The 14,570-nt window shown below is 56.3% G+C and carries 14 protein-coding genes; 10 read left to right on the top strand and 4 right to left on the bottom strand.

Annotation, left to right across the window (positions count from 1 at the left end; translation table 11 throughout):
* Window positions 1-110: 110 nt before the first annotated feature.
* Complete coding sequence (gene gcvP, locus ACW9E7_RS16425) at window positions 111-2,984, top strand: aminomethyl-transferring glycine dehydrogenase (protein WP_458728103.1); 2,874 nt, start codon at window positions 111-113, stop codon at window positions 2,982-2,984.
* A 70-nt stretch (window positions 2,985-3,054) separates the two neighbouring features.
* Entirely contained in the window at window positions 3,055-3,798 is a 744-nt protein-coding gene (locus tag ACW9E7_RS16420) for an SDR family oxidoreductase (protein WP_115876234.1), read from the top strand.
* Between the two features lie 61 nt (window positions 3,799-3,859).
* Here ACW9E7_RS16420 and bglA read toward each other — a convergent pair whose 3' ends face one another.
* Together bglA and ACW9E7_RS16410 are read right to left on the bottom strand one after the other, a co-directional pair.
* On the bottom strand, window positions 3,860-5,293 hold the full coding sequence (bglA, locus tag ACW9E7_RS16415; RefSeq protein WP_458728102.1) for a 6-phospho-beta-glucosidase BglA: 1,434 nt from the start codon (window positions 5,291-5,293) through the stop codon (window positions 3,860-3,862).
* 116 nt (window positions 5,294-5,409) lie between these two features.
* Complete coding sequence (locus ACW9E7_RS16410; protein ID WP_032660101.1) at window positions 5,410-6,141, bottom strand: MurR/RpiR family transcriptional regulator; 732 nt, start codon at window positions 6,139-6,141, stop codon at window positions 5,410-5,412.
* Window positions 6,142-6,192: 51 nt separating this feature from the next.
* Here ACW9E7_RS16410 and yqfB point away from each other — a divergent pair, with 51 nt between their 5' ends.
* Both yqfB and trhA read left to right on the top strand, forming a co-directional pair.
* A complete protein-coding gene (yqfB, locus tag ACW9E7_RS16405) occupies window positions 6,193-6,504 on the top strand; it encodes a N(4)-acetylcytidine aminohydrolase (protein WP_458728101.1) in 312 nt (103 codons plus the stop codon).
* A 165-nt stretch (window positions 6,505-6,669) separates the two neighbouring features.
* Window positions 6,670-7,329 carry a PAQR family membrane homeostasis protein TrhA gene (gene trhA, locus ACW9E7_RS16400; RefSeq protein ID WP_127732244.1) on the top strand — a complete coding sequence of 220 codons (660 nt, stop codon included), beginning with the start codon at window positions 6,670-6,672 and terminating at the stop codon, window positions 7,327-7,329.
* 110 nt (window positions 7,330-7,439) lie between these two features.
* On the opposite strand, the gene ygfZ is transcribed toward trhA, so the two are convergent.
* Window positions 7,440-8,420 (bottom strand): tRNA-modifying protein YgfZ, encoded by a 981-nt coding sequence (gene ygfZ, locus ACW9E7_RS16395; RefSeq protein WP_274240739.1) that lies wholly within the window; start codon window positions 8,418-8,420, stop codon window positions 7,440-7,442.
* 294 nt (window positions 8,421-8,714) lie between these two features.
* Between ygfZ and sdhE the strand changes: the two genes are divergently transcribed.
* Both sdhE and ACW9E7_RS16385 read left to right on the top strand, forming a co-directional pair.
* Window positions 8,715-8,981 carry an FAD assembly factor SdhE gene (gene sdhE, locus ACW9E7_RS16390; protein WP_006178375.1) on the top strand — a complete coding sequence of 89 codons (267 nt, stop codon included), beginning with the start codon at window positions 8,715-8,717 and terminating at the stop codon, window positions 8,979-8,981.
* Window positions 8,962-9,372, top strand: coding sequence for a protein YgfX (locus ACW9E7_RS16385; protein WP_021242050.1), 411 nt, complete (start codon window positions 8,962-8,964; stop codon window positions 9,370-9,372). The genes sdhE and ACW9E7_RS16385 overlap by 20 nt, the downstream gene beginning before the upstream one ends.
* A 6-nt stretch (window positions 9,373-9,378) precedes the next feature.
* Here ACW9E7_RS16385 and fldB read toward each other — a convergent pair whose 3' ends face one another.
* A complete protein-coding gene (fldB, locus tag ACW9E7_RS16380) occupies window positions 9,379-9,900 on the bottom strand; it encodes a flavodoxin FldB (protein ID WP_458728100.1) in 522 nt (173 codons plus the stop codon).
* Between the two features lie 101 nt (window positions 9,901-10,001).
* Between fldB and xerD the strand changes: the two genes are divergently transcribed.
* From xerD to prfB, 4 genes are all read left to right on the top strand, one after another.
* Window positions 10,002-10,898: a site-specific tyrosine recombinase XerD gene (gene xerD, locus ACW9E7_RS16375; RefSeq protein WP_115876228.1), complete on the top strand. Its 897-nt coding sequence runs from the start codon at window positions 10,002-10,004 to the stop codon at window positions 10,896-10,898.
* 28 nt (window positions 10,899-10,926) lie between these two features.
* Window positions 10,927-11,640 (top strand): bifunctional protein-disulfide isomerase/oxidoreductase DsbC, encoded by a 714-nt coding sequence (dsbC, locus tag ACW9E7_RS16370; protein WP_458728099.1) that lies wholly within the window; start codon window positions 10,927-10,929, stop codon window positions 11,638-11,640.
* Window positions 11,641-11,645: 5 nt separating this feature from the next.
* Window positions 11,646-13,379 (top strand): single-stranded-DNA-specific exonuclease RecJ, encoded by a 1,734-nt coding sequence (gene recJ / locus ACW9E7_RS16365; RefSeq protein ID WP_248175088.1) that lies wholly within the window; start codon window positions 11,646-11,648, stop codon window positions 13,377-13,379.
* Between the two features lie 90 nt (window positions 13,380-13,469).
* Window positions 13,470-14,568 (top strand): peptide chain release factor 2 gene (gene prfB / locus ACW9E7_RS16360; protein WP_096151315.1). Its coding sequence is split into 2 segments (ribosomal slippage): window positions 13,470-13,544 and window positions 13,546-14,568, totalling 1,098 coding nucleotides; the frame shifts between segments, so codons are not numbered across the junction.
* The last annotated feature ends 2 nt before the right edge of the window (window positions 14,569-14,570 follow it).

Genomic DNA, 14,570 nt, shown 5'->3' with positions numbered 1-14,570 from the left:
CCTTTGCGGAGAGGGTAGGGTGAGGGGAACAGACGACACCATCACCCCAGCCCTCTCCCTCAGGGAGAGGGAGAAAACACATTCACTGCACGTTTCAGGAACCATCGCTCATGACACAGACTTTAAGCCAGCTTGAAAACCGTGGCGCCTTCATCGAACGTCACATTGGGCCGGATGCTCAGCAACAGCAGGAGATGCTGAAGACGGTTGGCGCGGATTCATTAGACGCACTGATCGGCCAGATTGTGCCAAAAGACATCCAGCTTGCCACGCCGCCTCAGGTGGGGGAAGCCACCACGGAATTCGCCGCGCTGGCGGAGCTGAAGGCCATCGCCGGCCTGAACAAGCGCTATAAGTCTTACATTGGCATGGGCTACACCAACGTGCAGTTGCCGCCGGTGATCCTGCGCAACATGCTGGAAAACCCGGGCTGGTACACCGCTTACACCCCCTATCAGCCAGAAGTCTCCCAGGGCCGCCTGGAAGCACTGCTGAACTTCCAGCAGGTGACGCTGGACCTTACCGGCATGGATATCGCCTCTGCTTCTCTGCTGGACGAAGCGACCGCCGCCGCCGAAGCGATGGCAATGGCTAAGCGCGTGAGCAAGCTGAAAAATGCCAACCGCTTCTTCGTCGCGGCGGACGTGCATCCGCAGACGCTGGACGTGGTGCGCACCCGTGCGGAAACCTTCGGCTTTGACGTGATCGTCGATGACGCTGACAAAGTGCTGGATCATCAGGACGTTTTCGGCGTTCTGCTGCAGCAGGTGGGCACCACCGGCGAAGCTCACGACTACGGCCCTCTGATTGCCGAGCTGAAATCCCGCAAGGTGGTTGTCAGCGTTGCCGCCGATTTTATGGCGCTGGTGCTGCTGACGGCACCGGGCAAACAGGGCGCGGATATCGTATTCGGCTCTGCGCAACGCTTCGGCGTACCGATGGGCTACGGCGGCCCGCACGCGGCGTTCTTCGGCGCGAAAGATGAATTCAAACGTTCCATGCCTGGCCGTATTATCGGCGTCTCCAAAGACGCTGCCGGTAACACCGCGCTGCGCATGGCGATGCAGACCCGCGAGCAGCATATCCGCCGCGAAAAAGCGAACTCCAACATCTGTACCTCACAGGTGCTGCTGGCTAACATCGCCAGCCTGTACGCCGTGTTCCACGGCCCGGCTGGCCTGAAACGCATTGCCAGCCGCATTCACCGCCTGGCCGATATCCTGGCCTGCGGCCTGCAGCAAAAAGGTCTTAAGCTGCGCCATGCCCACTACTTCGACACCCTGTGCGTGGACGTGGCGGACAAAGCGGCCGTGCTGGCCCGCGCGGACGCGGCAAAGATCAACCTGCGCAGCGACATCCACAACGCCGTCGGCATTACGCTCGATGAAAGCACCACCCGCGACGATATCCTGAACCTGTTCAGCGTGCTACTGGGTGACGCGCACGGTCTGGACATTGATGCGCTCGACAAAGAGGTCGCGCTCGACAGCCGCTCCATTCAGGACAGCATGCTGCGTAATGATGCGATCCTGACGCATCCGGTCTTCAATCGCTACCACAGCGAAACCGAGATGATGCGTTACATGCACTCTCTGGAGCGCAAGGATCTGGCGCTGAACCAGGCGATGATCCCGCTGGGATCCTGCACCATGAAGCTGAATGCTGCAGCAGAGATGATCCCGATCACCTGGCCTGAATTCTCCGAGCTGCACCCGTTCTGCCCGCCGGAGCAGGCAGAAGGTTATCATATGATGATCAACCAGCTTTCCGACTGGCTGGTGAAGCTGACCGGTTATGACGCGCTCTGCATGCAGCCGAACTCCGGCGCGCAGGGTGAATATGCGGGCCTGCTGGCGATCCGTCACTATCACGAAAGCCGTAACGAAGGTCACCGCGATATCTGCCTGATCCCAAGCTCCGCCCACGGCACCAACCCGGCCTCAGCCCAGATGGCGGGCATGGAAGTCGTGGTGGTGGCGTGCGATAAGAACGGCAACATCGATCTGGCCGACCTGCGCGCGAAAGCCGAACAGGCGGGCGACAAGCTCTCCTGCATCATGGTGACCTATCCGTCCACCCACGGCGTGTACGAAGAGACTATCCGTGAAGTGTGCGAAGTGGTGCACCAGTTCGGCGGTCAGGTTTATCTCGATGGCGCAAACATGAACGCGCAGGTGGGCATTACCTCTCCGGGCTTTATCGGCGCGGACGTGTCGCACCTGAACCTGCACAAAACCTTCTGCATCCCGCACGGCGGTGGCGGCCCGGGCATGGGTCCTATCGGCGTGAAAGCGCACCTGGCACCGTTTGTCCCAGGCCACAGCGTGGTGCAGATCGAAGGCATGCTGACCCGTCAGGGCGCGGTCTCTGCGGCACCGTTCGGTAGCGCCTCTATCCTGCCAATCAGCTGGATGTACATCCGCATGATGGGCGCGGAAGGGCTGAAGCAGGCGAGCCAGGTGGCAATTCTGAATGCCAACTATATTGCGACGCGCCTGAAGTCTGCCTTCCCGGTGCTCTATACCGGCCGCGACGGTCGCGTGGCGCACGAGTGCATCCTCGATATTCGTCCGCTGAAAGAGCAGACCGGCATTAGCGAGCTGGATATCGCCAAGCGTCTGATCGACTACGGCTTCCACGCGCCAACCATGTCGTTCCCGGTTGCGGGTACGCTGATGGTTGAGCCAACGGAGTCTGAAAGCAAAGCAGAGCTGGACCGCTTTATCGACGCGATGCTGGCCATCCGCATGGAGATCGACCGCGTGCAGGACGGCGAGTGGACGCTGGAAGATAACCCGCTGGTCAACGCTCCGCACACCCAGCACGAGATGGTGGCTGAGTGGAACCACGGTTACTCCCGCGAGCTGGCGGTCTTCCCGGCAGGCGTGGCGAACAAATACTGGCCGACCGTGAAGCGTCTCGATGACGTTTACGGCGACCGTAACCTGTTCTGCTCCTGCGTACCGATGAGCGAATACCAGTAATCGCGCTGGTGCAGTAATCCAGTCCGGGTAAGGCGAAGCCGCCACCCGGCTTTTTTATTGGGAGAAGAAAATGGGCATTGCACTTGTGACCGGCGCCAGTCGAGGCATTGGGAAAGCCACCGCGCTGCAGCTGGCACGCGAAGGCTACACCGTGGCGGTGAACTATCATCACAACATTAAAGCCGCGACGGACGTGATAAACCAGATCGTTGAAGCTGGCGGTAAAGCCTTTGCCGTCCGCGCAGATATCAGTGATGAAGCTCAGGTGCTGGCGATGTTTGACAGCATCGATCGTGAAGGCGAGCCGCTTACCGCGCTGGTCAATAATGCGGGAATTCTGTTTGAGCAATCCACCATCGAGAATCTCTCCGCTGAGCGCATTAACCGCGTCCTGGCAACCAACGTCACGGGCTACTTCCTCTGCTGCCGGGAAGCGGTAAAACGAATGTCCTTCAGGCATGGTGGCAAGGGTGGGGCGATAGTGAATGTCTCTTCTGCAGCGTCGCGTCTGGGCGCGCCGGGTGAATATGTGGATTATGCCGCGTCCAAGGGGGCGGTGGATTCGCTGACAACGGGTTTATCGCTGGAGGTAGCGGCGCAGGGCATTCGCGTCAACTGCGTCCGTCCGGGTCTGATCTATACCGATATCCATGCTTCCGGCGGAGAGCCGGGGCGAGTGGATCGCGTGAAATCGTTGCTGCCGATGCAGCGCGGCGGTCAGCCGGAAGAGGTCGCCCAGGCGATTGTCTGGCTGCTGAGCGAGAAGGCGTCGTACGTAACGGGGAGCTTTATTGAGCTGGCGGGTGGGAAGTAAACCCCTCACCCTAACCCTCTCCCCCTAGGGGAGAGGGGAACAAGCGTAACGGCGCCCGGCGTTAAAGTTTCTCGCCGTTGCTGGCAATCACGCCCTTATACCACTCGAAGCTTTTCTTGCGTGAACGCGACATGTCGCCCGTACCGTCGTCGTGTTTATTCACGTAGATAAAGCCGTAGCGTTTGCTGTACTGGCCGGTGGTGAACGACACGCAGTCGATACAGCCCCATGGCGTATAGCCCATCAGATCCACGCCATCGTGGGTAACGGCTTTGATCATCTCCTCCACGTGGGCACGCAGATAGTCGATACGATAGTCATCGTTGATGCTGCCGTCTTCTTCAACCTTGTCGTAGGCGCCGAAGCCGTTTTCAACGATAAACAGCGGTTTCTGGTAACGCTCGAACAGTTCGCACAGGGAATAGCGTAACCCTACCGGGTCAATCTGCCAGCCCCAGTCGGAAGCCTTAACGTGCGGGTTCGGCACGCTGCCTTCGAAACCGGAAATCGCGTCCCCGGTGCCGCCTTCCGCTTTCACCGCGTTGGTCATGTAGTAGCTGAAGCCCAGGTAGTCGCAGGTACCTTCACGCAGGATCTGCTCGTCACCTTGCTCCATCTTGATGGAGAACCCGCGGCGCTCCCACTCGTTCAGGACGTAAGACGGGTAGTAACCCCGCAGCTGGACGTCGGTAAAGACGTAGCGCTCGCGCATCGATTCCTGGGCGAACATCACGTCTTCCGGCTTGCAGGAGAATGGATAGAGCGCCACCATGGCCAGCATGCAGCCGACTTTCATCTCCGGATTGATGCGGCGCGCGGCTTTCACCGCCAGGGCGCTGGCCACAAACTGGTGGTGAAGCACCTGATACATGGTCTCTTCGGGATTTTCGTGTTCGGTATAGACCACACCGGAGCAGCAGTAGCCGAACAGCGGTGCGCGCCAGTTGCGCTGGTTATTGATTTCGTTGAAGGTCATCCAGTATTTGACCTTGTTTTTGTAGCGCTCAAAAACCACTTCCGCGAAGCGCACAAAGAAATCAACCACTTTACGGTTGGTCCAGCTACCGTATTCCTGCACCAGGTGCAGCGGCATTTCGAAGTGGGAGAGGGTGATCACCGGTTCGATGTTGTACTTCAGCAGCTCATCGAACATGTCGTCGTAAAACTTCAGCCCCTCTTCGTTTGGCTGCGTTTCATCACCTTTCGGGAAGATGCGCGTCCAGGCGATGGAGGTACGGAAACACTTGAAGCCCATCTCGGCAAACAGCTTGATGTCTTCTTTGTAGTGGCCGTGGAAATCGATAGCTTCATGGTTGGGGTAGTATTTCCCCGGTACCACCTCCTGCGTGATTTCGCGCGGTACGCCGTGCGCGCCGCCGGTCAATACGTCGCAAATGCTTGGCCCTTTGCCGCCTTTGTTCCAGCCGCCTTCAACCTGATGAGCGGCAACAGCGCCACCCCATAAAAAATCTTTTGGTAAGGTCAATTTTTTCATCGCTGCTATTCTCAATAAATGACTTATTGGCATCGAGTCTAGCAAAGCGAAATTAAATGTCACGATATAACAATTTACGGTAAATGTGATTTGTCACATCAAAAAAACAGGGTGTTTTATTCTGTAAGTTTCTTCGCCAGCTTACGGCCGAGAGATTCCAGAATATAGATGACGGGAATTTGCGTGGTTATATCGTAGACGCCTGCAATTCGAGTCTGAGGAACGTGCCAGGAGAGATTAAAGTCCGCCAGTTTTGCCAGGCGCGAGTGCTCGTGGCTGGTAATGGAGAGCACCTTACAGTGATGCAGGCTGAACTGGCTGGCGAAGCGCAGGATCTCCTCGGTCTCGCCCGAGACGGAGAGCACAATCGCCAGCGCATTTTTTGCCATGTCATTCGTGACCGGGAAATAAGGGTCATCAATATGGTTACTGAATTTCCCAATATTAGAAAAGAAACGTGCGCCATATTTTGCCAGCGAACCTGATGTCCCGGCACCGACAAATATAATTCGCTCGGAAGATAAAATAATATCGACCGCCTTATCCAATAACGCGTCGAACTCTTCATTATTCACGCTTTTAAAAAAGCTGATTATTTCGCTGGCGCCGAAGTTCGCCTGCTGGGGCTCGTTCTGCTCAAGGTACAGCTTAAAGCGCACGCGGAATTCAGAATACCCTTCGCAGTTAAGCTTGCGGCAAAAGCGCAGGATTGTGGTCGTCGAGACGTCTGCAGCATCCGCCAGCTCGCGAATGGTCATGTACATCACTTTGTCACGATTTTTTATGACATAGTTGTAGACCATCATCTCCAGGTTATTGAGACTGGCAATGGCGGAATGGGAGAACATGCTCACAATGGCTACACTCACTCATCAGACTTTTCTTCAGGGAATAATAACATGCAGCCAAACGACATCACTTTTTTTCAGCGCTTTCAGGACGACATTCTGGCCGGGCGTAAAACCATCACTATCCGGGATCAAAGTGAATCCCATTTCAAAACCGGCGATATCCTGCGGGTGGGGCGTTATGAGGATGATGGTTATTTTTGCACCATCGAAGTAACAGGGACGTCAACCGTTACGTTCGACACATTGACGCAAAAACATGCTGAACAGGAGAATATGACCCTGGATACGCTGAAAAGCGTGATCGCAGAGATCTACCCCAGGCAGAACCAGTTTTATGTGATTGATTTTAAACGTCTATAATTTAAATCGAAACGCGCGTTCGCTGAAATTAAACCGTAACTGTCTGATTGTAATTTAGAAACGTTATGTTTAACTTTATTTTAGCTAACATGTGTTCACTGGAATCATTCTCAGTTAGCATAGTGATGCGATGAATAATCATCTTTTGTTTTCCCGGAGTTTTGTATGGTGAGCAGACCATTAATCGCACAGGGATATTCGCTGGCTGAGGAAGTAGCCAACAGCATCAGCCACGGCATTGGCCTGGTGTTTGGGATTGTCGGTTTAGTCTTATTGCTGGTGCAGGCGGTGGACGCTAATGCCAGCGCGATGGCCATTACCAGCTACAGCCTGTATGGCGGGAGTATGATCCTGCTGTTTCTGGCGTCGACGCTTTATCACGCTATCCCGCATCAGCGGGCCAAGATATGGCTCAAGAAATTTGACCACTGCGCTATCTATCTTCTTATTGCAGGCACCTACACGCCGTTTTTGCTGGTGGGGCTCAACTCGCCGCTGTCGCGTGGCCTGATGATTGTTATCTGGAGCCTGGCACTGCTGGGGATCCTGTTTAAGCTGACCATCGCGCACCGCTTTAAGGTGCTGTCGCTGGTAACCTATCTGACCATGGGCTGGCTGTCGCTAATTGTGGTGTATCAACTGGCAATCAAACTGTCGATAGGGGGCGTGACGCTTCTGGCCTTAGGCGGCGTGGTATACTCGCTCGGCGTGATTTTCTACGTCTGCAAGCGCATTCCTTACAACCATGCCATCTGGCACGGCTTTGTGCTGGGCGGCAGCGTATGCCACTTTTTGGCGATCTATTTGTACGTGGGGCAGGCGTAGTTTTTTACGCCGTGCGGGCGGTTGCCCTCACCCCGGTCCTCTCCCACAGGGAGAGGGAGGACATCAAAACCGTAGGCCCGGTAAGCGTAGCGCCACCGGGCGATACAGCATCACTCTTCCAGAGAATACGGCAGCGGCTCAATACTCAGCGTATTTGCATCGTCACGCACGCGGAACACGCTGTCGGCTTCCATGTCGTTGTTCATGACGGCTTGAACCAAAAGACGTCCATCATCCAGCTGTACGGCGGCTAATACGGTGCCGGTACGGCGCCAGTTTTCACCCATCTTCAGCTCTAAATCTTCACCCGCTTCAGGTACACGGCTGGCATGGCCCGCCAGCGTCCACAGCGCACGTTTGTTTGCCCCGCGGAATTTTGCACGCGCGACCATCTCCTGGCCGGTGTAACAGCCTTTTTTAAAGCTGATGCCGCCCAGTGCCTGCAGGTTGGTTGCCTGAGGAATAAACTGTGCGCTGTTTGCTGCGTCAATTACCGGCAGACCCGCTTCGATGTTCAGCGCCAGCCACTGCTGACTGTTATTAAGCTGCGCTTCGCCGCGCAGCGCCTCGGTGATGCGCTCGGCGGTTTCGGCATCCGTGACTAACAGAAAACGCTCTGCCGGGTGTTCAAACCACAGGATGGAGGTGGCGCCTTCGCTGACGAGCTGCTTTTCGGCATCCGGCAGTTCGCTGAAGAGATTTTTCAGCGCCGCACGTGCCTGGAAGCCGGCCACACCCAGCAGGACATGTTCGTCGTCCGGGGCGATAGTGACTTTGGAAAAGACCGCGTACTTTTTCAACTCTTTGAGCTGGGCCTCCTGCAGGCTGCGGCGCTCAATAAAGGCAAAGCCATCCTGACGGCGGAACAGACGCAGGTTGCTCCACATTTTGCCTTTTGGGTCGCAATGGGCGGCCAGCAGGTGCTGGTGTTCGGTCATCTGACTGACGTCGGCGGTCACCTGGCCCTGCAGATATTTTTCGGCGTCGGCACCGGTGAGCGTCGCCAGCGCCCAGTCATCAAGAGAAATAAGCGTCAGCGGCAGACGCGCAGAGGCGGCGGGCTGGCGAGGAGAAAATGGTGTAAATGCCATAACGATATCCTGAATTGCTTAACGCTTTGATAATGCCTAATGGTAAAAGAGCCTGCAGGCAATGCAAGCGCTTTCAACAGGCCATTTGTGCCCTAAACCGGTTATGCGTAACGCTACGCAAAATAATGTAATCCGCTGTCTTTGTAGGGATTATTCTGGAAGCCTGCTCGTTGATCGCAATATTCCAGTAATGAAACGGTCAAAAACACGTTACACTAGCTGGTGTCCCCGTAGAGAAATAAAGAACACTGAACGGGGCACCGACTGTGCCAAACGTAATGCAGGAAACTGAACATGGATATTAACAACAAGGCCCGTATTCACTGGGCGTGCCGTCGCGGAATGCGTGAACTTGATATTTCCATCATGCCTTTCTTCGAATATGAGTATGACACCTTAAGCGACGATGATAAGCGTCTGTTTGTTCGCCTGCTTGAGTCTGACGATCCGGATTTATTCAACTGGCTGATGAACCACGGCAAACCCGCCGATACCGAGTTGCAACGGATGGTGCAATTAATTCAAACACGGAATCGGGAACGTGGTCCTGTGGCAATCTGATCTTCGCGTCTCGTGGCGCTCGCAGTGGATGTCTTTATTGCTCCACGGCCTGGTTGCGGCCTTTGTGTTACTGATGCCGTGGCCGCTAAGCTATACGCCGCTGTGGCTGCTGTTACTCTCGTTTGTCGTTTTTGACAGCGTACGCAGCCAGCGTCGAATTAATGCCCGTCAGGGAGAGATCAAATTACTGATGGATTCCCGCCTGCGCTGGCAGGGTAAAGAGTGGGATATCCTCGGTATGCCCTGGATGCTCAACTGCGGCATGATGTTACGGTTACGCAAGGTGGACGGCGGGCGTTGCCAGCATCTTTGGCTGGCGGCTGACAGTATGGATGCTGCCGAGTGGCGAGATCTGCGCCGGATGCTATTGCAACAGACGACGCAGGGATAATATGCGTTAGCTAAACTTTTCAGCCATTTCGCCCAAAATCTGCTCGCACCAGATTTGCAGGCGCTCATCGCTGAGATCGTACTGGTTGGTTTCATCCAGCGCGAGTCCAACAAACAGCTCGCCGTCGGCAATAATCGGCTTTTTACTGGTGAACTCGTAACCTTCGGTTGGCCAGTAGCCGATGAACGACACCCCTTTCGGCGCCAGTTTGTCGTGCAGCATGCCAAGCGCGTCCAGGAACCACTCCCCGTAACCCAGCTGATCTCCCATGCCGTACATGGCAATGATTTTGCCGTCGAGATTGACTGAATCGAGTTGATCCCAGATGGCTTCCCAGTCTTCCTGTATCTCACCAAAATCCCAGGTTGGGATGCCGAGGATCAGTACATCGTACTGTTCCATCAGCGCGACCGCGTCATCTTTCAGGTTATGCAACGTCACCAGTTCCGGGCCAATGATGTCGCGAATTTTCTCTGCCGCCATTTCGGTGTAGCAGGTGCTGGAACCATAGAACAGACCAATATTCATCGCGTAACTATCTCAATTCTTGCGTTGACTTTGCGCGTAGTGTACCAGAAACCGGTCACAATCAGGCATAATGGCCTGACTGCAAAATCAAAGGGGCTGATGTGGAAAAGGATCTCGCACTCGTTGAACAGTTTCTCGACGCGCTGTGGCTGGAAAAAAACCTGGCCGAGAATACGCTCAGCGCCTACCGGCGCGATCTTACCATGCTGGTGGAGTGGCTGGCCCGTCGGCAGCTCTCGCTGGCGAGCGCGCAAAGCGATGACCTGCAGGCGCTGCTCGGTGAACGTGTACAAGGGGGGTATAAAGCCACCAGTTCCGCTCGTTTGCTCAGCGCCATGCGTCGGCTTTTCCAGCATCTCTACCGTGAGAAGATTCGCCAGGACGATCCCAGCGCGCTGCTGGCATCCCCTAAGCTCCCGCAGCGGCTGCCGAAAGATCTCAGCGAAGCACAAGTTGAGAGATTATTACAGTCACCGGCAGTTGACCTGCCGCTGGAGTTACGCGATAAAGCCATGCTTGAGCTATTGTATGCTACCGGCCTGCGCGTTTCGGAACTGGTTGGCCTGACGATGAGCGACATCAGCCTGCGTCAGGGCGTGGTGCGCGTCATCGGTAAAGGCAATAAGGAAAGGCTGGTTCCGCTGGGCGAAGAGGCGGTTTACTGGCTGGAAACGTATCTGGAGCATGGCCGTCCGTGGTTGCTCAACGGCGTGTCTATCGATGTCCTGTTTCCGAGCCAGCGCGCACAGCAGATGACGCGACAAACGTTCTGGCATCGCATCAAGCATTACGCCACACTGGCGGGTATCGACAGTGAAAAGCTTTCGCCGCACGTATTGCGTCACGCCTTCGCGACGCATCTGCTCAACCACGGCGCTGATTTACGCGTGGTGCAGATGCTGCTGGGACACAGCGATCTTTCCACGACGCAAATTTACACCCATGTCGCGACGGAACGCCTGCGGCAGCTACACCAACAGCACCACCCTCGAGCGTGAGTGCCGACGAATTGTAACAGGATCACATATGAAAAAGACTTTCGCGCTGTTCACCCTGCTGGCAGCCTCCTTTACCGGTTTCGCCCATGCGGACGACGCCGCCATCAAGCAGTCGCTGGCTAAGCTCGGCGTCACCGGAAGCGATATTCAGCCTGCGCCGGTCGCTGGCATGAAAACAGTACTGACCAACAGCGGCGTGCTGTACGTCACTGAAGACGGCAAACACATTATTCAGGGGCCAATGTACGACGTGAGCGGCGCGCAGCCGGTCAACGTGACCAACCAGCTGCTGATGAAAAACCTGAACGCGCTCGAAAAAGAGATGATCGTCTATAAGGCGGCGCAGGAAAAACACGTCATTACCGTCTTCACCGACATCACCTGCGGCTACTGCCACAAGCTGCATGAAGAGATGAAAGACTACAACGCGCTGGGCATTACCGTGCGCTATCTTGCCTTCCCTCGCGCGGGTGTGCAGAGCCAGCCAGAGCAGGACATGAAGGCCATCTGGTGTGCGAAAGACCGCAACAAAGCCTTTGATGATGCGATGAGCGGAAAAGAAGTTAAGCCAGCCTCCTGCGATATCGACATTGCTAACCACTACGCGCTGGGCGTGCAGTTTGGCGTGAGCGGGACGCCAGCGATTGTCCTGAGCAACGGCTATGTCGTTCCGGGCTATCAGGGACCGAAAGAGATGAAACAGTTCCTCGACGCGCACCAGAAACAGTTTGGTGGTAAATAATCCGCGTGAAAGCCCCGATAAAATTGCGCCGCCGCGAGGCGGTTGAACCGGTTGATTTGCCGGACGATCTCCCGGCGCTGCTTAAGCGCCTCTACGCCAGTCGCGGCGTGCGTAGCGCTGAAGACCTTGAACGCAGCGTGAAAGGGATGCTGCCCTGGCAGCAGCTGAGTGGTATCGAAAAAGCCACTGAGATGCTCTACAACGCCCTTCGTGAAGGAACGCGGATTGTGGTGGTAGGGGACTTCGACGCCGACGGCGCAACCAGCACCGCGCTGAGCGTGCTCAGCCTGCGCGCGCTGGGCTGCGATAACGTCACGTATCTGGTGCCGAACCGTTTTGAAGACGGCTATGGACTCAGCCCGGAAGTGGTCGATCAGGCCCATGCCCGCGGTGCGCAGATGATCATGACCGTCGATAACGGGATCTCTTCCCATGCTGGGGTCGATCATGCCCACGCGTTAGGGATCCCGGTGCTGGTTACCGATCACCACCTGCCGGGAGAAACGCTGCCCGCAGCGGAAGCGATTATTAACCCCAACCTGCGCGACTGCGATTTCCCATCGAAATCCCTCGCAGGCGTGGGCGTGGCGTTTTATCTGATGCTGGCGTTACGGACCCTGCTGCGCGATAAGGGCTGGTTCGAATCCCGCGGTATTGCCGTGCCAAACCTGGCCGAATATCTCGATCTGGTGGCGCTGGGTACCGTCGCCGACGTGGTCCCGCTCGATACCAATAACCGTATCCTGACCTGGCAGGGCCTAAGCCGCATCCGGGCAGGCAAGTGCCGTCCGGGGATCAAGGCGCTGCTGGAAATTGCTAACCGCGACCCGCTCAAGCTGGCGGCAAGCGATTTGGGCTTTGCCCTCGGGCCGCGCCTGAACGCGGCCGGAAGACTGGACGATATGTCCGTCGGCGTGGCGCTGCTGCTGTGCGACAACATCGGTGAAGCCCGCGTGCTGGCCAACGAGCTGGACGCCCTGAACCAGACACGTAAAGAGATTGAGCAGGGGATGCAGGCCGAAGCGCTGACCCTGTGTGAAAAACTGGAGCGCAGCGGCGATACGCTGCCGGGCGGCCTGGCGATGTACCATCCCGAGTGGCATCAGGGCGTGGTCGGCATTCTGGCGTCACGAATTAAAGAGCGCTTCCACCGCCCGGTGATCGCGTTCGCACCCGCGGGCGACGGCACGCTGAAAGGCTCTGGCCGCTCAATTCAGGGGTTGCACATGCGTGATGCTCTGGAGCGTCTCGATACACTGTACCCGGGTCTGATGATCAAGTTCGGCGGCCATGCGATGGCGGCTGGACTGTCGCTGGAAGAGGCGAAATTCGACGAGTTCCAGCGCCTGTTCGGCGAGCTGGTCACCGACTGGATTGACCCGGCCCTGCTGCAGGGGGAAGTGGTGTCCGATGGCGAGCTTTCACCGCTTGAGATGACGATGGACGTGGCGCAAATGCTGCGCGATGCCGGCCCGTGGGGGCAGATGTTCCCGGAACCGCTGTTTGACGGGCGATTCCGCCTGCTGCAGCAGCGCATTGTCGGCGAACGTCATCTGAAAGTGATGGTCGAGCCCGTGGGCGGTGGACCGCTTCTGGACGGCATTGCTTTTAACGTCGATACCTCCATCTGGCCGGACAACGGCGTGCGCGAGGTCGAGCTGGCGTACAAACTGGACATCAACGAGTTTCGCGGTAACCGCACCCTTCAGATCATCATCGACAATATCTGGCCAATTTAGCGGCAGTAATCTCTATAAAAAAGGGCGTGGATTCGGTACAATCCCGCTCTTATCACCGCATTTTGACAAGTCCATAAAAGAAAACAGACCATGTTTGAAATTAATCCGGTAAAAAACCGTATTCAGGACCTCACGGAGCGCTCTGACGTTCTTAGGGGGTATCTTTGACTACGATGCCAAGAAAGAGCGTCTTGAAGAAGTAAACGCCGAGCTGGAACAGCCGGACGTCTGGAACGAACCTGAACGCGCCCAGGCGCTGGGTAAAGAGCGTTCCTCTCTCGAAGCTATCGTAGATACGCTGGATCAAATGGCCCAGGGGCTGGAAGATGTTTCCGGTTTGCTGGAGCTGGCCGTCGAAGCTGACGACGAAGAAACCTTTAACGAAGCCGTGGCAGAACTCGACGTGCTGGAAGAGAAGCTGGCGCAGCTTGAATTCCGTCGCATGTTCTCCGGCGAATACGACAGCGCTGACTGCTATCTCGATATTCAGGCAGGTTCCGGCGGTACCGAAGCGCAGGACTGGGCCAGCATGCTGACGCGTATGTACCTGCGTTGGGCAGAAGCGCGCGGCTTCAAAACCGAAATTATCGAAGAGTCTGAAGGTGAAGTAGCGGGTCTGAAATCCGTCACCATCAAGATCATTGGCGATTACGCCTACGGCTGGCTGCGTACCGAAACCGGCGTTCACCGCCTGGTACGTAAGAGCCCGTTCGACTCCGGCGGCCGCCGTCATACCTCCTTCAGCTCCGCGTTTGTTTACCCGGAAGTTGACGAAGATATTGATATCGAAATTAACCCGGCGGACCTGCGTATCGACGTTTACCGCGCATCCGGCGCGGGCGGTCAGCACGTTAACCGTACGGAATCGGCGGTGCGTATTACCCACATTCCAACCGGGCTGGTCACGCAATGCCAGAACGACCGTTCCCAGCATAAGAACAAAGACCAGGCCATGAAGCAGATGAAAGCGAAGCTTTATGAGCTGGAGATGCAGAAGAAAAATGCTGAGAAACAGGCGATGGAAGACAACAAGTCTGACATCGGCTGGGGCAGCCAGATCCGTTCTTACGTCCTTGATGACTCCCGCATCAAAGACCTGCGTACCGGGGTTGAAACCCGCAACACGCAGGCGGTGCTGGACGGCAGCCTGGACCAATTTATCGAAGCAAGTTTGAAAGCAGGGTTATGAGG

Source organism: Enterobacter sp. H2G27, assembly GCF_054403075.1.
The sequence above is the reverse complement of the archived record's forward strand: the minus strand, read 5'-3'. Positions and strand labels throughout refer to the sequence as shown.

Excerpts from the sequence above, each read along its gene's own strand:
- gcvP (WP_458728103.1), top strand. The coding sequence starts at position 111 with ATGACACAGACTTTAAGCCAGCTTGAAAACCGTGGCGCCTTCATCGAA.
- ACW9E7_RS16420 (WP_115876234.1), top strand. The coding sequence starts at position 3,055 with ATGGGCATTGCACTTGTGACCGGCGCCAGTCGAGGCATTGGGAAAGCC.
- bglA (WP_458728102.1), bottom strand. The coding sequence starts at position 5,293 with ATGAAAAAATTGACCTTACCAAAAGATTTTTTATGGGGTGGCGCTGTT.
- ACW9E7_RS16410 (WP_032660101.1), bottom strand. The coding sequence starts at position 6,141 with ATGTTCTCCCATTCCGCCATTGCCAGTCTCAATAACCTGGAGATGATG.
- yqfB (WP_458728101.1), top strand. The coding sequence starts at position 6,193 with ATGCAGCCAAACGACATCACTTTTTTTCAGCGCTTTCAGGACGACATT.
- trhA (WP_127732244.1), top strand. The coding sequence starts at position 6,670 with ATGGTGAGCAGACCATTAATCGCACAGGGATATTCGCTGGCTGAGGAA.
- ygfZ (WP_274240739.1), bottom strand. The coding sequence starts at position 8,420 with ATGGCATTTACACCATTTTCTCCTCGCCAGCCCGCCGCCTCTGCGCGT.
- sdhE (WP_006178375.1), top strand. The coding sequence starts at position 8,715 with ATGGATATTAACAACAAGGCCCGTATTCACTGGGCGTGCCGTCGCGGA.
- fldB (WP_458728100.1), bottom strand. The coding sequence starts at position 9,900 with ATGAATATTGGTCTGTTCTATGGTTCCAGCACCTGCTACACCGAAATG.
- dsbC (WP_458728099.1), top strand. The coding sequence starts at position 10,927 with ATGAAAAAGACTTTCGCGCTGTTCACCCTGCTGGCAGCCTCCTTTACC.